This window comes from Streptomyces sp. DSM 116795, assembly GCF_055792905.1.
Map to the genome: position 1 here is coordinate 862,772 of NZ_CM147707.1, position 24,770 is coordinate 887,541.

The window sequence follows — 24,770 nt, forward strand, 5'->3', positions numbered from 1 at the left end:
GCCCCCTACTTTCGTAGGGGGACGTCGTCGTACAACGGCGGAGCCGCGGGTGCGCGCCGGTTTCCTAGCGTCGGCCCCATGAGCCACTCGACCACCCCTCACCACCGTGCTTCCGCCCAACGCCCTGCCGACAGCTGGACGTTCCTCCTCGAAGCCGCCCGCGACCTTCGTACGGTCGGCGCGGTCGCACCCAGCGGCAAGGCACTGGCCCGTGCCCTGACCGAACCGGTCAGGGCACAGCCCGCGCGGCCGCTGAGCATCCTGGAGGCGGGAGCCGGAACCGGAGCGGTCACCCGCGCCCTGATCCGGGAGCTGTCACCGGGCAGCCACCTCGATGTCGCCGAGGCCAACCCGCGCTTCGCCGGCCGGCTGAGCGAACTCGTCGGCACGCATCCGCGCCTGGCCGGACGGCCCGGGCAGATCCGGATACACACCGCCTACGTCGAGCGTCTGGAGACCGGCCGCCGCTACGACGTGATCGTCTCCGGACTTCCTTTCGCCAACTTCTCCCCCGGACAAGTCGAAACGATCATGGACCGGTACCTGGAACTGCTCCATCCCGGCGGCACCCTGACCTACTTCGCCTACCGGGGCACCCGGCGGGCCCGCTCGCTGTTCGCGTCCACCGCGCAGGCGCACCGGCACCGGGCCGTGGAGCAGATCCTGGCCGGCTACCAGCGCCGCTACGCCACCGGCTGCAGCACGGTGTTGGCCAATCTCCCGCCGGCCACGGTCTGGCAGCTCAGGTGCCCCGCGCCCCAAGTCCCGCACCCCGCCCGGCAGAACGCCGCGGCCGGAACGAGCCGATGACCCTTCCTGCCGACGCCCTGGGCGACATGTCCTCGGGCATCGCCCTGGCGACGGTGGCGGTGGCCGTGCTGGCCGAATCCGTCCTGCTGATCGGGGCGTTCATTCCCACTCTCACCCTGCTGGTCACAGCAGGCGCACTGGCGCGTACCGGATTACTGAACCTCCCGCTGGTGATCGCGGCCGCCACGTGCGCCGTGGTGGCCGGCGACTTCCTGGCGCACCGCACGGGAGGTCTGCTCGGCGGCCGACTGCGCACCGGACGTCTCGGCCGTCGCGTCCCCGACGCCACATGGCAGCGCGCCGAAGCGCTGACGGCCCGCCGCGGCGGCCAGGCCGTCTTCATCTCCCGCTTCATTCCCGTGGTGCGCACCCTCACCCCCCACCTCGCCGGTGCCGCCCGCCTGCCCTACCGGCGCATCGCCCCCTACAGCGCCGGTGCCGCCCTGGTGTGGGCCACCGCCGAGGCCGGCATCGGATACGCGGCTGCCTCCTCCGTGCGGCACACCCTCGCCATCGGCCCCGTACTCGCGGTGATCGCGGCGACGGCGGCCGGGGCCGCGCTGGTACGGGCGAAGACGCACCGCCGTACTGCGTGCCGGACGAAAGGGCCTAGCTGTGCTGCCCGTACTGCTGAGGGGGTGTCTGCACCGGGGGTGTCTGCACCGGGGGTGCCTGCGGGGGTTGCTGCTGCGGGGGTTGCTGCTGTGGGGGTTGCTGCTGTGGGTAGGGCCCGCCGTGACCGTACTGTCCCTGCTGGTACGGCTGTTGCCCGTACGGCTGTTGCTGGTACGGCTGTTGCTGGTGCAGGGCCTGCTGGTACGGCCCCTGCTGCTGCGGCTGGAACTGCCAGTGCGGACCGGGCTGTTGGGGCTGCTGATGACCCCCGGGCGCGGGGACCTGGGCCGACGGCTGCGGCTGCGCCGCAGGATGTCCGGGTGCCTGCTGCGGGAAGCCGTTGCCCGGCTGGGCGAACGGGTTGTACTGGCCCGGCAGTTGACTGCCGGGCGGCAGATAGCGGGTGCGACCGTTCCCGTCCTGCACGGGAGTGAGACCCGCCTGGCGCAGGACGTTCTCGAAACGGGCGTTCCGCTTGCGGTTCCACAGGAAGCCGCCGCCGAGCGCCAGCAGAATCAGTACGTAACCCACGACGGCGGCGACCGGGGTCGTCCCCTCGGCGACAAGGCGGAAGATCAGGATGGCGAATCCCGCCGTCGCACCGAGGGCGCCCATGAGCATGCGCTTCTCGGCGCTCTTGCCGGTGAGGTCGAAGTTGATCCGGGCCTTGAGGAGTTCAAGATGGGCCGCGGCGTCCGGGAGCGGCCTGAGCTTGCCGCCCGGCTGCATCCCCGGCAGGTCACCACCGTCGGCCGCCTGCGGATACCGCGCATGGTTGTCCGCCGCACGGCGCTGCGCTTCGGGGGCGGGGTCGCGGTGGACGGTCAGCACCGTCTTGGGCGCCCGCCCGCCGCTCTGGTGCGTGTCCCCGTACATGAAGCCGAACTGCTCGGCGACCAGCACCAGTCGGGCCAGCCTGGTCACCGTCCCCGTCCTGCTGACGACCTGCACCGTCGGCGCGACGGCCATCTCGCGCAGCATCTTGCCTGCCTGACCCACGTGCTTTCCCTCCCCCTGGGCGAACGTCCCGGGCAGCATACGTGCCGGCTCCGACAGCCCTGCGGCGGGCCGGTGGCGCCGGGGGGTGCGGCAGCACGGGACGCACCGCCGCTCCGCTGCCTACCCGCCGGACGCCGGCGGGGTCACCAGCTGGCTCTGCGTGGTCTGCCCGACGCGCCGCTCCTTCTCGTCCCACAGGCTCGTCTCGACGACGATGAGCGTCCTGCCCACGTGCAACGGCCGTGCGGCAGCACGCACTTGACCGGAACGGACGCCGCGCAGGAAGTTCGTCTTCGACTCCACCGTGGTCGTCCCGGCGCCCGGCGGAAGATTCAGAAAGGCGCAGACGGCACCGACCGAGTCCGCGAGCGACATCAGCGCGCCGCCGTGCAGCACGCCCCCCGCGGTGCACAGGTCCTCCGCCCATGGCAGCGTGGCCACGACCTCTTCGGACGTGGCCATCTCGATCCGGATTCCGAGACGCTGGGCGAAGGGCATCAGCGCGGAGAGCTGCGCGAGCGTGGGCGCAGGCGTGTCCCCGGCAGGATCCGTCATGAGTGGCCTCCTCGGTTCGTGTACGGCGGCAAGCGGACGGCAGTGCTTCGCAGCCTGCCAGCAGGCGATGCCGCGCAGAACCGGGGGGTCCGGGAAACCCCGCAGCCCGCTGGCCCCGCGGGGCGCCTCCCCGAGGCCTGCGGGCGTACCACCCCGGCGCGGTTTGACCGCGGAGTGCCCTCCGGCCGACGCTTCAGTTGTGAGCGGCAGACGATATGCGAAGGTCACCGGCCGCCTTCCGCGGGTGTGGGGTGCGCGGGAGGACGAGGTCCGCAGGGAGTACCCGTGCGACGCCCTGATCGCCGGACCGAGGGAGGAGTGGTTCCGTGCCGTCACCGTCGCCGCGGACCGGGCCGTGCTCTACCGCTGGCTCTGCCAGCTCAAGGTCGCCCCGTACAGCTACGACCTGCTCGACAACGCCGGCCGCCGCAGTCCCCGCCGCCTCACCCCCGGCGCCGGGCAACTGGCGCCGGGGCAGCGGGTGATGACCATCTTCCGGCTCGTGGACTTCGTACCGGACGAGCACATGACACTCATGCTGGACGACCGCAAGGGGCAGCGTCTCTTCGGGGACTTCGCGGTCACCTACGCGGTGACGGACGACGCTCCGGGCACCACGCGGCTGCTGGCGAAACTCGTGGTGGGCGGCGAGGAGGGGGCGCTCGGGCGGCTCCGGCGGCCGTTGATGGCGTGGGGCGACCTGCTGATGATGCGCCGTCAGTTGCTGACGCTGGGGAAGCTGGCCGAGGGGCGGTGACTTCACCGGCGCTCGGCGGCGGCCCGTATCAGGAGTCGCCCCGGTTACCCGCCGCCGGTCACCCGCCGCTGGGCGGGCGTGCAGCCCGCACGCTCCGGCCCGCGCCGGTCCGGATGCTCGCGCCCGTGTGCGCGTCAGTCGCCGGCTCCCGCGTCCTTCTTCTCCGTCCCCCGTGCGAGCACGGAGTGGCGACGTCCGTAGAAGAGGTAGATCAGCAGGCCTAGCAGCAGCCACACCCCGAACCGCAGCCAGGTGAAGACGTCGAGGTTGGACATCAGGTACAGGCACGCCAGGGCCGTGACGACCGGCAGTACGGGCGAGAGGGGCACGCGGAAGGGCCGCTCCAGCTCCGGGTTGCGGCGGCGCAGCACCGGCACCGCCAGCGCCACGATGAAGAACCCGGACAGGGCGCCGATGCTGACCATGTCGGCGAGTTCGGTGATCGGGACGAACCCGGCCAGCAGCATGATCAGCACGGCGATCGCGATGGTCATGCGGTGCGGCGTGCGCCACCGCGGATGGACCTCGGAGAAGGGGCGCGGCAGCAGACCGTCGCGGCTCATCGCGAAGCCGATGCGGCCGAGGGTGACGAGTTCGACCATCATCACCGACGTCAGACCGGTGATGGCGCCCAGCGCCACGAGTGCCCCGACCCAGGGTGCTCCCGCCGACTGGAACGCCGCGGAGATCGGCGCGCCCTCGTCGATCTTCCGGTAGTCGACGACGGCCGTGAGCACCAGCGCCACCGCGACGTAGAGCACAGTGCAGACGGCGAGGCTGCCGAGCAGTCCGCGGGGAAGGTCACGCTTGGGGTTCTTGGTCTCCTCGCCGAGGTTGGCCAGCGCTTCGAAGCCCGTATAGGCGAAGAAGACGACCGCTGCGGCCGTGAGCACACCTCCGAAGCCGAAGACCGACTGCTCCAGACCCGCCACCGCCTGGATCAGCGGCTGGTCGACGAGGCTCGCACCGGCCTCGGCGGGCTCCGCCGGCGGCACGAACGGCTGGAGGTTGGCTCCGCGTGCGAAGAACAGACCGGCGACGACGATCAGCACGCACACGGAGACCTTGACGACGACCAGCAGGTTGGTGAGCCGTGAGGACTCGCGGATGCCCGCGACGGCGACGACCGTGAGGACCCCGATGATGAAGACCGCGCCTATGTTCACAGTGGCCTGCTCCCCGAACCACTCGGCGGGCAGATCCAGCAAGTTGGCGACGTAGCCGGACCAGCTGCGTGAGACGACGGCGGCGCCGAGTGCGAACTCCAGCAGCAGGTCCCAGCCGATGATCCAGGCGAACAGCTCGCCGAGGGTGGCGAAGGCGTAGGTGTAGGCGCTGCCCGCCGTGGGGACGGCCGACGCCAGCTCGGCGTAGCACAGGGCCGCGAGTGCCGCGACCAGGCCGGCGATGATGAAGGACACCACGACCGCCGGACCGGCGTGCGCCTTGGCCTCGACGCCGACCAGCGTGAAGATGCCCGTGCCGATGATGACCCCGACGCCGAACCCCGCGAGCGACAAGGCCGTCAAGCGCTTCTTGAGGGTGTTCTGCCGGGTTCGGTCGAGAACGCGCTCGACCGGCATCTTGCGCAGGATGTCCATGGTGCCACTCGCTCTGTCGGGGACCCGGCCGGGCCGCGACGGGGCTTCTGCCGGCGCGGTGCGGGTCCGTTGATGCTGATGAGCAGGACTGTGCTTCGGCCGGCAGCCAACCCTGCCACGGGTTTGTTCCACCCGTGAACCCCGGGTGCGGTCACGTGATCCAGCAGGGCCGCCCCGTGGTTCTGGGGGCGGGAGCCCAGATGTGAGGCCGGTGAGGTGAGTACGGATACTCATGCCGGAGGCGGCCGCCTTGGGCAGAGTGCGGCAGCGAGAGGGTCCTGCGGACCCCTCGCTCAGACGTAGGGGGTGTCTCAACTAGCGTCGTTCCGGCCGCAGGCCGCGGGCCAGACGGGACTTTGAAACACCCCCTAGGCCGGCCGCGGGAACGCGGTCCCGACAGCAGCTCACTCCGGGATGGTCCAGATGCCCTCGCCCACCTCCTCCACCTCGTCCGGGGTGTCCGGCGCATCCGGCACTCTCGGCGCGGACTCGAAGTCCCGCCTCCGCCTGTCACTTCCGGTCACGTCGGTGGTCGTGGTGACAGCCGCGCTGATCGTGTCGGGCGTGGCGCCCCATGACCGCCCGACGTGGCTGATGGAGACCTTCTGGGTCCTCGTCGGCGTCCCGCTCCTCGTACTGGTGTGGCGCCGCTTCCCGCTGACCGGCCTGCTGTGCGTGCTGCTCACGCTGCACGCCCTGATCCTGGTGCTGGGCGGCCACTACACGTACGCGCTCACCCCGCCCGGTGAGTGGCTGCAGGACTGGTTCGGAATGCCGCGCAACCCGTACGACCGCATCGGCCACTTCGTGCAGGGATTCGTGCCCGCGATCCTGTGGCGGGAGATCCTCATCCGTCGTTCGCCACTGGGAGGCAGCCGCTGGCTGGCCCCGCTCGTCGTCTGCGGCTGCCTGGCGTTCAGCGCCTTCTTCGAGCTGATCGAATGGTGGGCCGCGCTGATCGGCGGTTCCGCCGCGGACGACTTCCTCGCCACCCAGGGCGATGTGTGGGACACCCAGTGGGACATGTTCCTGGCCCTGCTGGGCGCGACGTCGGCGCTGTTCCTGCTCAGCAGGCTGCACGACCGCCAGCTCACCGCTCTCGGCGAGCCCGGCTCCGCCGGTACGCGGACCTAGTGCCGGCACTCTGCGGACGCGCCCTAGAAGCGGCCCGCCGCGACGAAGGCGCAGAGGGCGAGGATGACGACGTTCGCGGCGACGTTCACGGCTTCCCGGTTGCCGCGTCCGGCGGCGCGGTCCGCGCGCAGCAGCCAACTGTGGCTGCTCAGGGCGCCGACCATCACGATCGCGAGTCCGACCGCTGCCAGCGGCGTCAGCGACGGCGCCACACCGGTGAGCCAGGGAAGCAACAGGCCCGCCACAGCGAACAGTTCGAGGGTGGCCGTCACCCTGATCACGGGGAGCGGGAACGGTGCCACACCAGTCTGTCCCGAGGCGATCAGGCGGTCCTTCGGCATGCTGACCTTGAGCGTCCCCGACAGCAGGAAGAGGGCGGCCAGCAGGATCTGCGCGGTCCACAGCGCGGCGTTCATTCGAGCTCCAGGTCGGCGGAATCAGTCGTCACCCACCAGGACGGACCAGAGGACCGGAGCGTGACATCCGCCTGTGTGACATCCGCCTGACACGGCCGCCCTCGTGGAGGAAACGGGCCCGAGCCGGGCCGCCTCGTCCCGGCCGCGCCGCTTGCGGGGCGCGCGGTGCCGGGACGAAGCGGACCGGGCAGTGTGCGTGCTGGCCGGCTGGCCGGCCGGTTATCCGGAGACGGAGGAGCGGTCCGCCCTCTCCTCTCCCTGCTTGGCCGGCGCGGCCGCCACTGCCCTGTCGCGGCTCCTGAGCCTGAACCAGCCGCCCGCGAGGAGCACGGCCCAGATCGCGCCGACGTACAGGGAGATCCGGGCCTCCGAGTCGTAGGCGATCAGGACCGCGACCATGAGGAGGAAGAGCAGCGCGACCGTGCTCGCCACGGCGCCGCCGGGCGCCGGGAACGACGAGCGGTGCAGCAGGCCCGCGCTCAGTGCCCTCCGGTAGCGGATATGGCTGATGAGGATCATCATCCAGGTCCAGATGCCTGCCGCGGTGGCCACCGAGGTGACGTAGCCGAAGGCCTTCTCCGGCACGAGGTAGTTGAGGACGACGCCGATGCCCATCAGCAGGACGGACGCGGTGATGCCGACGGCGGGCGACTTACGGGAGTTGAGCCGTCCGAAGATCTTCGGCGCCTGGTTGTTCGACGAGAGGTCGCGCAGCATGCGGCCGGTCGAGTACATGCCGGAGTTGCAGGACGACAGGGCCGCCGTCAGTACGACGAAGTTGACGATCCCGGCGGCGAGCGGGATACCCATCTCGGAGAAGGCCTTCACGAACGGGCTCTGGCCTTCGGAGAATTGAGTCCACTCCACGACCGACAGGATGATCAGCAGCGAGCCGACGTAGAAGAAGATGATCCGCCAGGGCAGGGTGTTGATGGCCTTGGGGAGGGTCTTCTCCGGGTTCTCCGACTCACCTGCGGTGACGCCGACGAGCTCGACCGCGAGGTAGGCGAACATGACGCCCTGGAGCGTCATCAGGCTGGAGCCGATGCCGTTGGGGAAGAAGCCGTCGTGCGCGTAGAGGTTGGCCGCCGAGGCGGTGTCGCCGACCTGGGAGAAGCCCAGGGTGAGCACGCCGAAGCCGATCACGATCATGCCGATGATGGCCGTGACCTTGATCATCGAAAACCAGAACTCGACCTCGCCGAAGATCTTGACCGAGATCAGATTGACCCCGAACAGCACCACCAGGAAGACCAGCGCGCTGATCCACTGCGGAATCACCGGGAACCAGAAATGGATATAGATTGCCGCGGCTGTGAGTTCGGCCATGCCTGTGACGACCCAGAGCAGCCAGTACGTCCAGCCCGTGGCGAATCCGAAGAAGGGGCCGATGAATTCGCGGGCGTATTCTGCGAAGCTACCGGACACGGGCCGGTAGAGAAGGAGTTCACCGAGCGCGCGCATGATGAGGAAGACGACCACGCCTGCGAGCGCGTACATGAGAATGATGCTGGGGCCGGCCTTCGCGATATTCGCTCCGGCTCCCATGAACAGGCCGACGCCGATGGCGCCGCCGATCGCGATCATCTGAACCTGACGCGAGCCGAGGCCGCGCTCGTATCCCTCTTCTGATCCGCCGCTCGCGGCCTGTCCTGAGCCCTCAGGCTGCGTGGTTTCCACCGAGACCATTGAGTCTGTGCCTTTCTCCACGTCCGGGCGGCCCTGTATGGGCGGCCGGATCCGGATCTCCCGGGAATGAATGGAGGTGCTGGTTGGCAATCCGCCAGCACGGTCTCCTGCACGACAGGAGGGGTGCCGTGCAGGAGATCGTGAAGATCTATCACGGCCTCGGTGCCGGTTCACGCAAAGAGATGTGACCGGCCTCACAGGGAGAACCGCCCATAAGTCGGCGGGCCGACCCAATTTCCACGCCCGCAATGCTCGGATCGTTACCTCGATTTGAGGATGGATTAAGGAAACACCCGTATGCTTGAGGGGGAATTGAGGTTCTTGTTGAGCTTCATTTGAGGTCGCCCTGCCGACCGTGGGCACTGAGCCAGGCCGGATACTGCGGGTTGTTGCCGATCGCGTCCCCGTAAACCCTCTCGGCGCCCTCCACTAGCGCCGCCCCGCATGCGGCCAGAGCGCTCTCCCGGTGCCACACCAGTGAGTGCCGGAGCCGCAGCGGCGTGCCCCGCAAGGGGCGCGGCACTATGCCCGCCGTGCTGCGGAAGGTGGCCTGGCCCAGGCCGACCGCCGCCCCGGCGCCGATGAGTTCACGGGCCGCCGCGGCCTCGGCCTCGTGCTGTACGACAGCGGTGAACCCGGCACGTGTGCACGCGGCGGTGAAGGCGTCGTGCAGGCCGCTGCCCCGGCTGGGCGGCAGCACCCAGACCTCGTCCGCCAGCCGGCTCAGCTCCAGCGCCGGCAGTCCGGCCATCGGGTGCCCTTCGGGCAGCAGCACGAACGCCGGCTCGACTGCCACCTCCCGCTCCTCGACCTCCTTGCGCGGCGGTCGCGGCTTGCCGACGTACTCCACGAGCGCGCCAAGGTCCTGCTGCCGGTCGGCGACGAGGTCGACGACGGTTCCGACGTCCGCCTCGGTGCGCAGTTTCACGTCGGCGCCGGGGAACAGCTCACCCAGGGGCTCCAGAAGCCGCACCATCAGCGGCCCCGGGTTGGCGACGTAGCGCAGGGACAACCGGCCGTCGGAGAAGCCGAGATGGGACAGCACCTCCTGCTGCACCGAATCGAGCTGCGGCAGCAGATCCCGGGCCTTCGCGACGACCAGCTCCCCCAGGGCCGTCGGGCTGGCTCCGCCCCTGTGCCGTACGAACAGCGGGCCGCCCAGCATGCGTTCGATCCGCTGCAACTGCGCGGTGAGGGACGGCTGCGACAGCCCCAGCGCGGCCGCCGCCCTGGTCAGGCTCCCCTCGTCCGCCACGGCCCGGATCACTCGGAGGTGGCGCACTTCGAGGTCCATCACACGATGCTATGGCCACTCGGGAGGAGCAGGTAGCGCGCCGATGCGGGCATCGTGTGGTCGGGCGCCCCACCACCCCCCACCCACACCGCGAGGAGCAATCGCATGCTCACGTCGCACGCCCTGCCTGCCTCCAGCGCCAGGGAGCGGGCCCATGAGATCGCCCGGCTGCTGCTGGAGCATCAGCGCAGATCCGGCCGTCCCGGCCAACCCGAACAACAAGGGCCGGGCCAGTGCGGGGAGTTCCCCTGCACCGGCTGCCGTGACACCCAGGCCGAGGTGATCGAGCCTTCCGTGCGCGCGGACCGCCCCGTACGCCTCGTACTGCCGGCCTTCCCGGGCAAGTCGCCCAACCGCGCCAAAGTGCTGGGGACGCTTCCGGACATGGCCGAGGAGCTCGGCCTCGGCTTCCTCGACTCCCTCGGCGCCTCGATACGGCGGATCCATCCGCCGGGCGCCGAGATCGTGATCTGCTCCGACGGGCGTGTCTTCAGCGACGCGGTCGGCATACCGGACGACGACATCACGGCGTACCACCGCGAGTTGCGCACGATGATCGAGTCGCTCCCGCACGGCGCGGTCTCGCTCTTCACGCTCGACCAGGTCCCCGAATTCGCGGGGCTCGGCCACGACGGGATGCGCACGGCCCTCACCGAACGTCACGCCGTTCCGCTGGAGCGGCTGCGCAAAGGCGTACGGCAGGGCGAGGACGTACCCCTCTACAGAGCGATCACCCGCTTCCTCTTCGAGGACGGCAACACCCCCGAATACACGGGCAGTCGGGCGGCACTGCAGCGGGACGCGCGAACGCGTGCCTATCTCGTCATCCAGCGCAGCAAGGCCTGGGGCGACTTCCTCGCCCGGCGGTTCCCCGGCTCGGTCCGGCTCTCCATCCACCCCCAGCCCTGCTCCGCCGCCAAGCTGGGCATCCAGCTCGGCCCTTCCACCGGCAGCTGGCTCACGCCGTGGCACGGAGTGGCCGTGGACGTCGGCGGACGGCTGGTCCTGATGAAGCGGGCGGAGGCCGAGGCGCTCGGCTGCGAGCTCGTCGAACGCGAGGGCCGGCCGAGCCATTTCGTCCTGGACGGGCCGGTACGCAGCGCGCACGAGGGCACCGACCGGCGCCGGGCCGTAACCGCGAACACGACCGCCGATTCCGGAGGTTCGGCCGTTTCTGCCGCGCCTGTGGTTCCCGGCGTCCCCGCCGCACCCGCCATACCCGCCGTTTCCACCGCACCGAAGGAGTGGTGACCTTGACCATCCAGACCCCGGTCCGTCCGCCGCTCGCCGGCTTCGGCGCCCTCGTCGAAGCCGCCTCGCCGGAAGAGCGGCTGGACGCCCTTCCCGTGGCAGAACTGCGCGAACTGGTCCGCGCCCACCACCTGTTGCTCCTGCGTGGCTTCTCGTCCTTCGCGGACGCGCACGAACTGGCCGCGTACTGCACGCTGTGGGGCGAGATCAGCATGTGGCCGTTCGGCGCGGTGCTCGAACTGACCGAGCACGAGAAGCCCGACGACCACATCTTCGACCACCGTCACGTACCGCTGCACTGGGACGGCATGTACCGCCCCCAGGTGCCCGAGTTCCAGCTCTTCCACTGCGTGAGCGCACCGGGCGACGACCAGGGCGGCGGCACCGTCTTCTCCCAGACCTCCGCCGTGCTCCGTGACGCGGATGCGGGGACGCGGGCGCTGTGGGAGCGGGCCAGTGGGACCTACCGCCGCAAGACGGAGTTCTACGAAAGCACGGCCGTCTCACCGGTGGTGACCGAACACCCCGTAACGGGAGAGCCGGTGATCCGCTACAACGAACCGGTCGCTCCCGACGACGAGTTCATCAACCACCCCGACCTCGAGTTCGACGGCGTTCCCGAGGCCCGCCTGGAGGAGTTCCACCGCACTCTGAGCAGCGCCTTGCGCGCACCCGGCCACGTGTACACGCACAGGTGGCGTGCGGGCGACCTCGTCGTCGCGGACAACTACACCCTGCTCCACGGCAGGGAGGCGTTCACAAGCCGCGCCCCGCGCCATCTGCGCCGTGTGCATGTGCTGGGTGATCCGCCGCTGGAGAATCCCGCGCTGCGCGCCGGCGGGCAGCCGCCGGGGAGTTGACCGGGCCCCAGCCCCGGCGCGCGGAAAACCGGGCGACCGGTAGCGGGGACGGCGGTAGCCTCCCGCCCGGCGGCGGCAGCGGAGCATGCGCAGCTGCCGCCGCCGGACCGCCGTAGTCGAGCCGAGGAGGCCCGGCGCGTACGCCGCCGCCCGACACCGGGCGGCGGGGCGCCTGTTGGCGGGACGGGCTGGTCGTCAGCCGAGCCTGCGGCCCGCGGCCAGCCCGACGAGCCCGGCCCAGGCGTCGGGCGGGACCGAGAGGACGGGGCCACCGAGGTCCTTGGAATCCCGGACGTGTATGCCGTCCGCGGCGAACGCGACCTCCAGACACTCACCGCCCTCGCCACTGCTGTAACTGCTCTTGAACCAAGCCGACTCCCGCACATCCGGCTCAGGTGTCTGAATGCTCATTCCGCTCCCAGCAGTTCCTCTACGAAGGCCAGCGATTCGCCTGGTGTCAGCGCCTGAGCCCTGAGGATGCCGTACTGCTCCTCGATTTCCCTGACCGCGGTCCTGTCGGTGTAGAGACGGCTGTCGCGCTGAACCTCGACGTAGGCCATCCTCCGGCCGTCACGGTTCTCGATCAAGGTGAACGGCCCGGCCAGGCCGCAGTGTTCAGCACGATCGGTGGGCATCACCTGTACTTCGACATTGCGACGGTGCCCATGGAGCACGATCTGCTCCAACTGACCTTGAAGGACTGTCCGACCACCGACGGGCCGTCGAAGCACGGACTCCTCAATCACGAAACTCAGCGTCGGCATCGGCGTGCGGGAGAAGATCGCCTGACGAGTCAGCCGAGCCGTGACTCGCTGCTCAATGGTCTCCTCGTCGAGCAGAGGGCGCCGCATCCCGAACACCGAGCGTGCGTACTCCTCGGTCTGCAGGAGACCGGGCACCGCTTGCGCCGCGTACACGTGCAGAGTCACGGCCTCCGCCTCCAACCGAGCCATGTCCCGGAAGAACGCGGGGTACTGCGAACGGACGACCTCCTCCTTGAGCACCTTCAGCACTCCCCCGGCGTTCAGGACCTCGTCCGCGGAGTCTATGAACCTCGGGGGCGGAATCCGCCGCCCCTGCTCGAAGGACGCGATCGACTGGGCGGCGTAGCCCGTGCGCTTGCCGAACTCGGGCCGTTCAAGGCCCGCTTGGGTCCGCAGGAGTTTCAACTGCCGCCCGAAAGCGACGACTACGCCCGTGCCCGGCTCGTCCTCCGGCTTCGCTTCCGTGTCTTCCCGCTCATCCTCGTCCCGCCCCATCGGCCACCGCCTCCCCAGCCCAACTTCCCGCGCACGACGCCGTCACGGCGCACACCGCGTACAGGGCACTCCCCGTCTACGTACAACCACAGGAGCGCACGCAGCGCGTCACCACTGGTCACGCTACGCGACCGTGGGAAGCGTGGACGCCCGATTCGTGGACGCCCTCGCCTCGCGCCGGGGCTGGGCCCCGCGCGAGGACTCTTGCGGAGTTCACCCTGGTGGGGGCCGGGGCCCGGTGGTAGCGTCCCCCGTCAATCGGATCCGCGCCCACCCCAGAGCTTTCCGCGATCTACGCACCCGGGATGGTCATGGCACTGCCCGATCGAAGCCGAGTGGTCGTCATCGGCGGCGGCGTCGTCGGTTGCAGCATCGCGTACCACCTCGCCCAGCGCGGGTGGACCGACGTCCTGCTCGTCGAACGAAAACAGCTCACCCACGGAAGCACCTGGCACGCCGCCGGACTGGTGGGCCAGCTGCGCGGGTCCAGCAATCTCACGAAGCTGATGCGGAAGAGCGTGCAGACCTACCGGACCCTGGAGGAGTCCACGGGTTACGCGACGGGCTGGCGCGGAGTCGGCTCCGTCCGGGTCGCCGCCAGCGCGGACCGCTGGGAGGAGCTGAAGCGGCTGGCGACCGCCGGTAAGAGCTTCGGCTTCGACGTCCATCTGGCCTCTCCCGCGGAGGCCCGGGAGCTGTTCCCGCTGATGGACACCGACGGGGTGTACGGCGCGACCTGGGTGCCCGGCGACGGTTACGCCGACCCGAGCCAGCTGACACACGCCTTCGCCGCCGGCGCCCGTGCGGCGGGCGTGCGGATCGTCCAGAACTGCCGCGTGGAGGCCGTGGAGCGCACCGGCCGCCGGGTGACGGCGGTGATCACCGAGCAGGGACGCGTCGAGTGCGAGGCCCTGGTGAACGCGAGCGGGATGTGGGGCACCGAGACGGCGAAGCTCGCCGGGGTGAACGTCGCGACAGGCGTGGTGGAGCACCAGTACGTGGTGACGGAGAAGAGCCCCGGCGTTCCGAGGGACCTTCCCACCTTCCGGGACCCCGACGCCCGCATATACCTCAAGCCTGAAGCCGGTGCCCTGCTCGTCGGCGGCTGGGAGGACGGCACGCGCGCACCGTGGCGCACGATCCCGCGTGAGCTGGGGCCGGAGCTGTTCCCCCCGGACGTCGACCGCTTCGAGCCGCTGGCCGAGGGCGCCACTGCCCGCGTGCCCCTCTTCGGCGATCTCGGGATCCAGACGTGGGTCAACGGACCGATCCCGTTCTCCCCGGACGCGGAACCGCTGATGGGCATCACCGAGGACCTCGACAACGTCTTCCACTGCTGCGGCTTCTCCGCGGGGGTCGCGGCCGCGGGCGGCGCCGGGTACGCGATGGCGAACTGGATCATCGACGGCGATCCGGGCATGGATCTGTGGCCCTTCGACGTCCGCCGCTTCGGCGCCGGGCACAACGTGCCGTCGTATCTGGAGCAGCGGGCGGTCGGCGCGTACGAGCGCTACTACCGGCTGCATTACCCCAACAGCGAGCCGCCCGCCCCCTGCGGCCAGCGGCGCAGCCCGCTCCACGAGGTGCTCCGCTCCAGGGGAGCGGTGCCGGCCGCCACGTACGGCTGGGAACGGGCGGACTGGTTCGCGCCGCCGGGTACCGAACCGGTCGAGGTGCCGTCCTTCGGGCGCAGCAACGCCTGGCCGCACATCGCCGAGGAGCACCGTGCGGTGCGCGAGGGCGTCGGCGTGATCGACCAGACGTCGTCCGCCAAGTACGAGATCTCGGGGCCGGGGGCGTCGGCCCTGCTGCAGCGGACCGCCGGCGCGGACCTCGACGTGCCGCCGGGCCGTGTCGTCCGTACGCAACTGCTCAACGCACGGGGCGGCATCGAGGCCGATGCGACGGTCACCCGGCTCGCGGAGGAGCTGTACTACTTCGTGACCGGCAGTGCGTTCGGCCGCCACGATGTGACATTTCTGCTCCAGCATGCGCCCGACGACGGCTCGGTGACCGTACGGGACGTCACCTCCGCCTACGGGGTGCTCAACGTGTGCGGGCCGATGTCCCGGAAGGTCGTGCAGAAGCTGAGCCACTGCGACTTCGGCAACGACGCGTTCGCGTACATGACCGCGCAGGAGGCCGATCTCGGATATGCGCCCGTGCGCGCGCTGCGTGCGACGTACGCCGGCGAGCTGGGCTGGGAATTCCACGTGCCCACCGAGTACATGGGCGGCCTGTACGAGCAAGTGCTGGCCGCCGGGGAGGAGTTCGGCATCCGGGACGTGGGCTTCAGGGCGGTCGGCTCACTGCGTCTGGAGAAGCACTACCTGGCCTGGGCGGCGGACGTACGCAGCGACAACAACCCGTACGAGGCAGGTCTCGGCTCCATGGTGCACGCGGACAAGCCGGAGCTGCTCGCCGGTCCGGCGCTGCGGAAGATGCGCGACGAGGGCACCTCTCAGAAGCTGTGCTGGTTCTCGACGGACGCGGACGTGGTCATGCACGGCGGCGAGCTGGTGACGCGCGCGGAGACGGATCTGGCGGCCGGCGTGCGGAGCGCCGGCTACGGCTGGACGGCCGGCCGCACCGTCTTCAACGCATATCTGCCGGTGCGGTACGCGGCACAGAGCGACTTCCAAGTCGAGGTCGCGGGGCGGAGATTCACGGCGACCCGGCACGGCGCGCCCCTCTACGACCCCGCCGGGAAGAACATACGTATCTGAGACACCGGCCCGCACGTGGGCAGAAGGACTTCAGGACATCAGGAAACCAGCACACCCCAGGACACCGGACTCCAGGACATGAGGAGCGACCGCGGATGGACGAGCAGGACACCGGCATCGTGGAAGACCTCAGCCCGGCCGAGGACAGCCCGCTGAAGGATCTGCTGAAGCAGATTCCCGTACTGGCCGGGCGCTCATGCCGCGTCGGGGAGCTCTCCGGCGGACTGACCAACCGCAACTACCGCGTCGTGGCGCAGGACATCGACTGCGTGGTGCGGGTCTTCGGGAACGAACCCGAGCTGCCGATCGACAGGGACAGGGAGAACCACAACTCCCGCGCGGCGGCCACGGCGGGCGTGGGCGCTCCGGTGCTCGACTACCTTCCCGAGCACGGAATGCTGGTGGTCGGATACATCGACGGCATCACCTTGTCCGACGAGCTGGTCAAGCTGCCCGGCAATCCCTCCCGCATCGCCGAGGCCTGCCGGCGCCTGCACGAAGGGCCGCGCTTCTCCGGCGACTTCGACATGGCCGGGGTCCAGGACCAGTACCTGGCCACCGTTCAGGCCCGGGGCTTCCGGCTGCCGGAGCGCTACTTGGAGAACCTGGAGTCCGTACACCGCGTACGTGCCGTACTCGACGCCACCCCCGTGACGACGGTGCCCTGCAACAACGACCTCCTCGCCGAGAACTTCATCGACGACGGCGAACGGATCCGGATCATCGACTACGAGTACGCGGGCAACAACGACCCCTGCTTCGAGCTGGGCAACATCTGGAGCGAATGCCACCTGTCCCACGAGGAGTTGGAGGAACTGATCACCGCGTACTTCGGCCGCCCGCGCCCGAGCAAGGTCGCACGGGCACAGCTCCAAGGGCTGATGTCGAAGTACGGATGGACGCTGTGGGCCTCGATCCAGCGGTCCACCAGCAGCATCGACTTCGACTTCTGGACCTGGGGAATGGAGAAGTACGACTCGGCGGTCGAGATCTTCTCCGACGGCCCCCGCTTCGAGCGTCTGCTGGAGGACGCCCGACTCTCCGACTGACCAACGGAATCGGATACGCCATCCGCCGGCCGCTCCCGAAAGGTCCACCATGCGCAAGAGCAACGCGACAACACCGGACAGCCGGTCCCACCACCGGTCCGACCGGTCCGGCACCGTGGACTCCGTCGAACGGTCCGACACGGTGGACTCCGACGATCTCGCCTCGCTCGGCTATCGCCAGCGGCTGCACCGCGGGCTCGGGGGTTTCTCCTCCTTCGCCGCGGGCTTCAGCTACATCTCGATCCTCACCGGCATGTTCCAGCTGTTCGGTCTGGGCTACGGGTTCGGCGGGCCGCTGATCTTCTGGGCCTGGCTGGTCGTGCTGGCCGGGCAGTTCTGCGTGGCGCTGGTCTTCGCAGAGCTCAGCGCCCGGTTCCCGATCGCCGGGTCCGTCTACCAGTGGTCGAAGCGGATCTCCGGTCCCGGCGGCGCCTGGATGGCGGGCTGGACGATGCTCGTCGGTTCGCTCGTCAGCGTGGCCGCCGTGACGATGGCGTTTCAGGTGGTGTTGCCCCAACTCTGGTCGGGGTTCCAGGTGTTCGCGAACGACACACACAACGCCGTGTTCCTCGGCACCGTCTGCATCGCCCTCACCACGGTGATCAACGCGCTCGGCGTGAAGGTCATGACGAAGGTCAACAACGTGGGCGTGGCAGCGGAGTTGGTGGGCGTCGCGGTGGTGCTGGTGCTGCTGGCGGTGCACGCCGTACGGGGCCCGGAGGTCGTCGCGACGACGCAGGGCGCGGGGCCCGGCATCTACGGCTGGGACGTCCTCGGTTACGGTGCGCCGCTGCTGATGGCGGCGATCATGCCGGCGTTCGTCATGTTCGGCTTCGACACGGCCGGTTCGCTCGCGGAGGAGACCCGCAATCCCCGCAAGCGCACCCCGGTCGCCCTGCTCCAGGCCCTCGGCGCGGCGGGCATCGCCGGGGCGCTGCTGCTGTTGTTCGCTCTCATGGCGACGCGCACGCTCGACCTGGACAAGCTCGGCACGGCTGGTCTTCCGTACATCCTGCAGACGGTGCTGGGCTCCACCATGGGCAAGATCATTCTGCTGGACGTCGCGATCGCCGTCTTCATCTGCACCCTCGCGATCCAGACGGCCACGATCAGGATCGCCTTCTCCATGGCGCGCGACAACAAGCTGCCCTTCGGCGAGAAGCTCGCCCACGTCACCGAGACGCGGCAGTCGCCCGCGGCCCCGGCGCTCGTCTCCGGCCTGGTGGCCGCGGCCATCCTGATCGTCAACGTCGGCAATCCCAAGATCTTCTCGATCGTCACGTCCGTCGCGATCGCCATCGTCTACGCGGCCTATCTGCTGGTGACCGTGCCCGTGCTCAGGCGCAGGCTCGGCGGCTGGCCGCACGACCGGGGCGGCGGCGGGCTGTTCACGCTGGGACGCGTCCCTGGTCTGGTCGTCAACGGACTGGCCGTCCTATACGGCCTGTTGATGACCGTCAATCTGCTGTGGCCGCGAGTGGATCTGTACGGGGAGGGCGGCTACGCGTGGGGCGGAGTCGTCAGCTTCGCCGGGGTGGCCGTGCTGGGCGGCGCGTACTACCTGCTCGTACAGCGGCACAAGGCCGACGAGGTCGCGCGGGAACACCACTTCGTGGCCGACGCCGGCCCGGACGGCCAGTCACCGAAGGTCGGTGCCCAGAAGACCGGCGACACGGAGACCGGCGATTCGGAAACCGGTGACACGGACGGTCTCGGCGACGGGGTCCTGCGGTGAGCGCCCGCACCGGCCGGCAACTGCCCGACCGGGCACGCGTCGTCGTCATCGGCGGCGGCGTCATCGGCACCAGCGTGGCCTATCACCTCACCGAGCTGGGCTGGAGCGACGTCGTCCTGCTCGAACAGGGGCAGCTCTCCTGCGGTACGACGTGGCACGCGGCAGGCCTCATCGGGCAGTTGCGGGCCTCGCAGAGCGGCACCCGCCTCGTCCAGTACTCAACTCGGCTCTACGAGCGGCTGGAGGCCGAGACAGGTCTGGCGACCGGGTACAAACGCTGCGGAGGCGTCACCGTGGCCCGTACCGAGGACCGCATGACGCAGCTGCGGCGGACCGCCGCCACCGCCGAGGCCTACGACCTCGACTGCGAACTGATCAGCCCCGCCCGCGCCAAGGAGCTCTACCCGGTCCTGGAGACCGAGGACCTGCTCGGCGCGATCTGGCTGCCAGGCGACGGCACGGCCAACCCCACCGATCTGACCAACTCGCTCGCCAAGGGCGCCCGTCTGCGCGGTGCCCGCGTGATCGAGCGGACCAGGGTCACCGGGATCGCCACGCGCGACGGCACAGTCACCGGAGTGACCACCGAACAGGGCGACATCGAGGCGGAGTTCGTGGTCAACTGCGCCGGGCAGTGGGCCAAGGCGGTGGGTGAACTGGCCGGGGTGAACGTGCCGTTGCACTCGGCCGAGCACTTCTACGTCGTCACCGACCAGATCGACGGCGTACACGGCGACTTCCCCATCCTCCGCGACCCCGACGGCTACACCTACTTCAAGGAGGAGGTCGGCGGACTCGTCGTCGGGGGCTTCGAGCCCGAGGCCAAGCCGTGGGTGGCGCCCGACGAACTGCCCCACCCCTTCGAGTTCCAGCTGCTGGCGGAGGACTGGGACCACTTCTCCGTCCTCATGGAGAGCGCCCTGCTGCGCATCCCCGCGCTGCACGAGACCGGCATCAAGAAGTTCTACAACGGGCCGGAGAGCTTCACGCCCGACAACCAGTTCATCCTCGGCGAGGCACCCGAGCTGCGGAACTTCTACGTAGGGGCGGGCTTCAACTCCGTCGGCATCGCCTCCGCCGGCGGCGCCGGACGCGCCCTTGCCGAATGGATCGTCGAAGGCTCCCCCGCGGGCGACGTCGCGGGCGTCGACATCCGCCGCTTCGGCCCCTTCAACGGCAACAACCAGTGGCTGCGCGCCCGCGTCGGCGAGATCCTCGGCCTGCACTACGAAGTGCCCTGGCCCAACCGCGAACCCGTCACCGCCCGTCCGTTCCGCCGCTCGCCCGTCCACCATCTCCTGACGGACGCGGGTGCGCTGTTCGGCTCGAAGATGGGCTGGGAGCGTGCCGACGTCTTCGCCCCCGCCGGCACGGAGCCGGCCCTGGAGTACGCCTGGGGCAAGCAGAACTGGCAGCCGTGGGCCGACGCCGAACACCGGGCCGCACGCGAACGCGTCGCCCTGTTCGACCAGACGTCCTTCGGCAAGCTGCTCGTCAAGGGCCGTGACGCCGAAGCCCTGTTGCAGTGGCTGTGCACGGCGGACGTCGCCGTCCCCCCGGGCCGTACGGTCTACACCGGTGTGCTGGGCGACCGTGGCGGATACGAGGCCGACGTCACCGTCACCCGCACCGCCCGTGACGAGTTCCTCTGGGTCACCAGCTCCGGCGCGGTGCGGCGGGACCTCGACCTCGTCGTAAAGCAGACCGCCCCCGACGCACACGTCACGGTCGTCGACGTGACGTCGATGTACGCCGTCTACGGCGTGATGGGGCCGCACTCCCGTGACCTGCTGCGGAGTCTGTCCCGCAGCGACCTCTCCCACGAGGCGTTTCCCTTCGCCACCAGCCGGGAGATCGACCTGGGCCACTTCACGGTGCGGGCCACCCGCATCACCTACGTCGGGGAACTGGGCTGGGAGCTGTACGTACCCGTCGAGTTCGCCGTCGGCGTCTACGAGCTCCTCAAGGCCGCCGGCGAGAAGTACGGCCTCGTCGACGCCGGCTACTACGCCATCAACTCGCTGCGGCTGGAGAAGGGTTACCGGGCCATCGGCAGCGACCTCACCGCGGACTACAACCCCGTCGAGGCGGGGCTGCTCTTCGCGTGCAAGCTCAAGCAGGACATTCCCTTCCGCGGACGTGAAGCCGTCGAGAAGGCCAGGTCCGACGGGCCGCGCCGCAGGATGGTGTCCTTCGTCCTCGACGAGCCCGAACCGATGATGTGGGGCGGCGAGTTGGTGCTGCGCGACGGCGCCGCCGTCGGCCAGGTCACCTCCGCCGCATGGGGGGCCACGCTCGGCGCGTGCGCCGGCCTCGCGTACATCTGGCGCCGCGACGGCGAGCCGGTCACCCGTGCCTACCTCACATCCGGCACGTACGAGATCGACGTCGGCGGCCGGCTACACCCGGCCACCGTGCACCTGCGTGCGCCGTACGACCCGGACTTCAGCCGGGTCAGGCGGTGAGAGACGGGCTCTCCGGCAACACATAAAGGGGCGCATGGGTTGTCTCCGTCTTGTCATGATCGTATCCACGTTGTCGTGGGTTCGTCCCCGTGTGCACGGGTTTCCCCATCGCGGCTCACTTGGCTGTCACGGTTCAGGAAGAACCGGATCAACCAAGGGGAGTGAGATTCGATGTTCCGTATTCGTCATCGTGCAGCCGTGCTGGCGGCGGTAACCACGACGAGTGCTCTGCTGCTGACCGCGTGCGGGAGCAGCGGTGGGGGTGACGCGGGAGGCGACGGGAGCGGGAAGAAGCAGTCGTCGTTAGCGTCGAAGAAACAGAAGGCGGACGGCACCGCGGAGGAGGGCAAGGGGGGCATCGGCACCCTGAACGAGCCCCTCAAGGAAGGCGGGGCGAAGATGCAGGACTTCGCCAAGGCGTCCGCACCGGAGTGGAATTACCCCCGCGCCAACAACAACGATCCGTGCTGGCCTGAGAACCCGTTCGACGAGAACGGTGATCCGGTGCCGGGCGGCGACGTGAAGAACTGGCCGGACACCGACGGGGGCTGTGCGGAGCACGGCGGCGACTTCCCGACCTTCTGGACCGGCCGGAAGTGCACGGCCGACGAGATCCGGATCACCTACAGCATGTACCAGGCCACCAGCGGTTTCGAACCGGACGGCCACCCGCACGACTTCGAGCACATCGACGTGATCTGGAAGAAGGACGGCCCGGACTGGAAGCGCTCCGATCTGTGGCTGAGCCAGCACAAGACGCACGAAAAGGTCAGCTGGAAGGACGCCGAAAGCTCGAGCGCGGACCGCAAAAGCGCCGCACTGGGGCTTGAATTCCCGCGCGTCTTCGTCGGGTTCGGCTCGCACGCACTCTTCAACGACCAGGAGGAAGGTCTGAAGGACTACGCGTCGGCCGGCACCGCCCTGGAATACCGCCAGGACGATTACCCCTCCTGGTCCGACGAAGGCGGCGGCCTCGTGGAGGTCCATCCGGACGGCGACATGTACAAGAAGTTCAAGAAGAACAGCGACAAGGAGGCGTGGGGAGGCACCGCCGACCCCTCCGTACTGGCCGACACCATGTGCGACGACGAGAAGCACTCACGCTAGTGCCGTGACCGGCAATGTTCGCCCCCCTGGGCCTCACGGCCCGGGGGGACCCCAGGAGCGTCGTCCGGTGCGTGCTGGGGGCACCACCCCCGGCACGAAGTCCCCCTGGGCCTGGCGGCCCCGGAGGTGCCCCTTCGCTACCACGTACAGGACCCTCAGAAAGTCCTGTCGTTCGTAGCTCAGGGGCGTTTTCTGCTTTCTCGGTCAGCTACCGGACGGCACCCCTCGTGAAGGCCCGGGGTTAGCGCCGGCCGGGCTCCGCGAAGTCCATGAGCCACCTCACCGTACGGCTCACATCCGACAGGGTGAGGATGCCGACGAGCCTTCCTCCGTCCGCCACCAGGACCCGGTTGTGCGCACCGGGCTCCATGCGCGGCAGGAGGTCCGCCAGCGGATCCTGCGGACCCACGACCGTGACCTCGGACAGCGGCACCATCACCTCGTCCACCGTCACCTTCTCGGCGCTGTCCCACGGCACCCGTCTGGCGCCCTCCAGCGTGAGCAGGCCGATTGGGGCTCCCGCTTCGCCGACGACCGGGAACGCGGAGTGCCGCTTCCGGTAGGACGGACCGGCCAGGAAGTCGGCGACGATGAGCCCGGTGAGCGCCGTGATGGGATCCGGCGTCATGGCGTCCCGCACCGGCACGCCGGACAGCACTCCGCGCAGCTGTGCCTGCCGCCCCTCCGCGGTGGCGGCCGCGATGAGGAACCAGCCGACCAACGAGAGCCACAGTCCGCCGAACGAGCCGCTGCCCAGGAACAGCACGAGTCCCAGCAGCACCAGCAGCCATCCGAAGACACGTCCCGCCGTGGTGGCACCGGCGGTCGCTTTCAGCCGGTCGCCCGTACGCCACCAGAGGAAGGCCCGGAGCAGCCGGCCACCGTCGAGCGGGGCGGCGGGAACGGAGTTGAAGACCGCGAGAAGGATGTTGATGGCCGCGAGCCAGGCCACCGTCTCGGCGACGAGCCCTGGAGCGGAGGCCACATCCAGCAGCCAGGCGCCCAGTACGAAGACGCCGCCCAGCAGGAGGCTGACCAGCGGGCCGACCCCCGAGATCCGCAGCTCCGCGGCCGGGGTCGCGGCCTCCGACTTCATCCGGGCCGCTCCGCCGAGCAGCCACAGGACGATGTCGTCCACTTCGATCCCGTTGCGCCGGGCCACAAGGGCGTGCGCCAGTTCGTGCGCGAGCAGTGACACGAAGAAGACGCCGGCCGCGAGGAACCCGGCCACCCAGTACGCGGCCACCGGATGGTCCGGATAGGTCTCGGCGAGGCGGCCCTGCGCCAGGCCGAAGGCGACGAGCCCGAAGATGAGCAGCACGCTCCAGTGGACTCCGATCCGGACACCGGCGATCCGTCCCAGCACGAAGGTCGCCCGCACGTCTCTCTCCCCTGCTCGAAGCGTCCCGAACAGTCAGTCGTCCCACCGGCCCGACGCCTTGAACCGCCCGAGGGCCATCGGTGGAGCCGTTCCGGGGAGGCCTGGGCGGCCGTCGGGCCCGGTACTCCGCGCCGTAGAATCCGGCTGGCTGGATGAAGATCAGATGACGGGGGATGAAAGTGCTTTTCCAGGCACTGCGGAAGCTTCCGATACTGCCTTGGGTCGGCAATCGGCTGCGCACAGCACGCAAGGACGTCGAGAGGGACCCGGAGGTCCTGCGCGGGCTCGCCTGCGGCGCGCATATGAAGTACTCCAACGGCGAGCACTGGAACACCCTGGTCTCGCCCCCGCCCGCCCTCAAGTGGGAGAGGGTCCGGCTCAAGGCGTCGTGGGGGGTGACGACCCGTGAGGAGTGGCAGTCGATCCTGCGGCGGCTCCTCGAGACCGAGGTCTCCACTCCCACCTGGGACCTGGTCCTGGGCGCTCGGGAGGACCTGCTCACGCGCTACGGTCATCTCACCCGAGACGCGTGGATGCACGAGATCGCCCAGGCACTCCAGCCGCGTCTCGGGCAGGGCAGCCCCGAACTGCCCGCGGCAGCCGAGAGGTTGCACCGGCAGGGTGAGCGCGCCGAGCGCTACGAGGCCCGCTTCCGCGAAGACGGTCTCCTGCCCCCTCACGGGTGGGTTCGCCGGTCACTGGCCTGGGACCTGGGCCGGGCGGCGAACATGGCCTGCTGGGGCGTCGCGGCAGGATTCGCCCATCCCGAGGAGGCGCGGGAGGCCCTGCGCTCGGTCGGAGCGCTGGCAGCCAAGACGTACGGCACCTGGAAGGAGTTCTCCGCCGCCTACGTACTGGGCCGCTGCATGCACTTCGACGAGGAGCGCTTCAGCTCCTGGTACCGCGATGTCCGCGACTCCCACCGCGTGCTGACGGTCCGCCCGGACAGCCCCTGGGCGGTGATCCCGCTGCGGTAGGCGCAGGCAGCCAGGGAGTCAGCCGGGAGACCCCGGCGGCCGAGGGGAGCACCCCTGCCCCGCCGTCGGCCGCGCGAGGCGGCGGCAGGC

The 24,770-nt window shown here is 69.7% G+C and carries 20 protein-coding genes and 1 pseudogene; 12 read left to right on the top strand and 9 right to left on the bottom strand.

Annotated features, from left to right (window positions below; all coding sequences use genetic code 11):
• Nucleotides 1–78 precede the first annotated feature (78 nt).
• Nucleotides 79–810: a class I SAM-dependent methyltransferase gene (locus ACSMXX_RS03695; protein WP_473182594.1), complete on the top strand. Its 732-nt coding sequence runs from the start codon at nt 79–81 to the stop codon at nt 808–810.
• 26 nt (nt 811–836) lie between these two features.
• Nucleotides 837–1,229, top strand: a pseudogene (locus tag ACSMXX_RS03700) (DedA family protein); the annotation flags it as partial.
• A gap of 190 nt (nt 1,230–1,419) precedes the next feature.
• On the opposite strand, the gene ACSMXX_RS03705 reads toward ACSMXX_RS03700, so the two are convergent.
• Together ACSMXX_RS03705 and ACSMXX_RS03710 are read right to left on the bottom strand one after the other, a co-directional pair.
• Entirely contained in the window at nt 1,420–2,424 is a 1,005-nt protein-coding gene (locus ACSMXX_RS03705) for a hypothetical protein (RefSeq protein ID WP_473182595.1), read from the bottom strand.
• A 120-nt stretch (nt 2,425–2,544) separates the two neighbouring features.
• The gene (locus ACSMXX_RS03710) at nt 2,545–2,979 is read right to left on the bottom strand and encodes a PaaI family thioesterase (RefSeq protein ID WP_473182596.1); all 435 of its coding nucleotides are present in this window, start codon (nt 2,977–2,979) and stop codon (nt 2,545–2,547) included.
• A gap of 199 nt (nt 2,980–3,178) precedes the next feature.
• On the opposite strand from ACSMXX_RS03710, the gene ACSMXX_RS03715 reads away from it, so the two are divergent.
• Nucleotides 3,179–3,736 (top strand): hypothetical protein, encoded by a 558-nt coding sequence (locus ACSMXX_RS03715; protein WP_473182597.1) that lies wholly within the window; start codon nt 3,179–3,181, stop codon nt 3,734–3,736.
• A gap of 134 nt (nt 3,737–3,870) precedes the next feature.
• Here the strand turns inward: ACSMXX_RS03715 and ACSMXX_RS03720 are convergent, their stop codons facing one another.
• Nucleotides 3,871–5,337 carry an amino acid permease gene (locus tag ACSMXX_RS03720; RefSeq protein WP_473182598.1) on the bottom strand — a complete coding sequence of 489 codons (1,467 nt, stop codon included), beginning with the start codon at nt 5,335–5,337 and terminating at the stop codon, nt 3,871–3,873.
• Nucleotides 5,338–5,760: 423 nt separating this feature from the next.
• Here ACSMXX_RS03720 and ACSMXX_RS03725 point away from each other — a divergent pair, with 423 nt between their 5' ends.
• Nucleotides 5,761–6,471: a DUF2238 domain-containing protein gene (locus tag ACSMXX_RS03725; protein ID WP_473182599.1), complete on the top strand. Its 711-nt coding sequence runs from the start codon at nt 5,761–5,763 to the stop codon at nt 6,469–6,471.
• Nucleotides 6,472–6,494: 23 nt separating this feature from the next.
• Here the strand turns inward: ACSMXX_RS03725 and ACSMXX_RS03730 are convergent, their stop codons facing one another.
• The 3 genes from ACSMXX_RS03730 to ACSMXX_RS03740 all read right to left on the bottom strand — a co-directional run bounded on the left by ACSMXX_RS03730 (nt 6,495) and on the right by ACSMXX_RS03740 (nt 9,870).
• Nucleotides 6,495–6,887 carry a DoxX family protein gene (locus tag ACSMXX_RS03730; RefSeq protein WP_473182600.1) on the bottom strand — a complete coding sequence of 131 codons (393 nt, stop codon included), beginning with the start codon at nt 6,885–6,887 and terminating at the stop codon, nt 6,495–6,497.
• Between the two features lie 219 nt (nt 6,888–7,106).
• The gene (locus ACSMXX_RS03735; RefSeq protein ID WP_473182601.1) at nt 7,107–8,576 is read right to left on the bottom strand and encodes an amino acid permease; all 1,470 of its coding nucleotides are present in this window, start codon (nt 8,574–8,576) and stop codon (nt 7,107–7,109) included.
• 331 nt (nt 8,577–8,907) lie between these two features.
• Complete coding sequence (locus ACSMXX_RS03740; RefSeq protein ID WP_473182602.1) at nt 8,908–9,870, bottom strand: LysR family transcriptional regulator; 963 nt, start codon at nt 9,868–9,870, stop codon at nt 8,908–8,910.
• 105 nt (nt 9,871–9,975) lie between these two features.
• On the opposite strand from ACSMXX_RS03740, the gene ACSMXX_RS03745 reads away from it, so the two are divergent.
• On the top strand, nt 9,976–11,121 hold the full coding sequence (locus ACSMXX_RS03745; RefSeq protein ID WP_473182603.1) for an L-tyrosine/L-tryptophan isonitrile synthase family protein: 1,146 nt from the start codon (nt 9,976–9,978) through the stop codon (nt 11,119–11,121).
• Between the two features lie 2 nt (nt 11,122–11,123).
• On the top strand, nt 11,124–11,981 hold the full coding sequence (locus tag ACSMXX_RS03750; RefSeq protein ID WP_473182604.1) for a TauD/TfdA dioxygenase family protein: 858 nt from the start codon (nt 11,124–11,126) through the stop codon (nt 11,979–11,981).
• A gap of 195 nt (nt 11,982–12,176) precedes the next feature.
• On the opposite strand, the gene ACSMXX_RS03755 is transcribed toward ACSMXX_RS03750, so the two are convergent.
• Both ACSMXX_RS03755 and ACSMXX_RS03760 read right to left on the bottom strand, forming a co-directional pair.
• Nucleotides 12,177–12,392, bottom strand: a complete 216-nt coding sequence (locus ACSMXX_RS03755; RefSeq protein WP_473182605.1) for a DUF397 domain-containing protein — start codon at nt 12,390–12,392, stop codon at nt 12,177–12,179.
• Nucleotides 12,389–13,240 carry a helix-turn-helix domain-containing protein gene (locus tag ACSMXX_RS03760; RefSeq protein WP_473182606.1) on the bottom strand — a complete coding sequence of 284 codons (852 nt, stop codon included), beginning with the start codon at nt 13,238–13,240 and terminating at the stop codon, nt 12,389–12,391. Before ACSMXX_RS03760 ends, ACSMXX_RS03755 begins: the two co-directional genes overlap by 4 nt.
• Before the next feature lie 311 nt (nt 13,241–13,551).
• On the opposite strand from ACSMXX_RS03760, the gene ACSMXX_RS03765 reads away from it, so the two are divergent.
• The 5 genes from ACSMXX_RS03765 (at nt 13,552) to ACSMXX_RS03785 (ending at nt 22,322) form a co-directional block, all read left to right on the top strand.
• Nucleotides 13,552–15,966, top strand: coding sequence for a GcvT family protein (locus ACSMXX_RS03765; protein WP_473182607.1), 2,415 nt, complete (start codon nt 13,552–13,554; stop codon nt 15,964–15,966).
• A 95-nt stretch (nt 15,967–16,061) separates the two neighbouring features.
• Nucleotides 16,062–17,015 (top strand): choline/ethanolamine kinase family protein, encoded by a 954-nt coding sequence (locus ACSMXX_RS03770; RefSeq protein WP_473182608.1) that lies wholly within the window; start codon nt 16,062–16,064, stop codon nt 17,013–17,015.
• 49 nt (nt 17,016–17,064) lie between these two features.
• Nucleotides 17,065–18,750, top strand: coding sequence for an APC family permease (locus ACSMXX_RS03775; protein ID WP_473182609.1), 1,686 nt, complete (start codon nt 17,065–17,067; stop codon nt 18,748–18,750).
• Nucleotides 18,747–21,215: a GcvT family protein gene (locus ACSMXX_RS03780; RefSeq protein ID WP_473182610.1), complete on the top strand. Its 2,469-nt coding sequence runs from the start codon at nt 18,747–18,749 to the stop codon at nt 21,213–21,215. Before ACSMXX_RS03775 ends, ACSMXX_RS03780 begins: the two co-directional genes overlap by 4 nt.
• A 198-nt stretch (nt 21,216–21,413) precedes the next feature.
• Entirely contained in the window at nt 21,414–22,322 is a 909-nt protein-coding gene (locus ACSMXX_RS03785) for a hypothetical protein (RefSeq protein ID WP_473182611.1), read from the top strand.
• Nucleotides 22,323–22,563: 241 nt separating this feature from the next.
• On the opposite strand, the gene ACSMXX_RS03790 is transcribed toward ACSMXX_RS03785, so the two are convergent.
• Nucleotides 22,564–23,703 carry a site-2 protease family protein gene (locus ACSMXX_RS03790; protein ID WP_473182612.1) on the bottom strand — a complete coding sequence of 380 codons (1,140 nt, stop codon included), beginning with the start codon at nt 23,701–23,703 and terminating at the stop codon, nt 22,564–22,566.
• Between the two features lie 173 nt (nt 23,704–23,876).
• Here ACSMXX_RS03790 and ACSMXX_RS03795 point away from each other — a divergent pair, with 173 nt between their 5' ends.
• Nucleotides 23,877–24,680 (top strand): DUF1266 domain-containing protein, encoded by an 804-nt coding sequence (locus ACSMXX_RS03795; RefSeq protein ID WP_473182613.1) that lies wholly within the window; start codon nt 23,877–23,879, stop codon nt 24,678–24,680.
• Nucleotides 24,681–24,770: the final 90 nt, after the last annotated feature.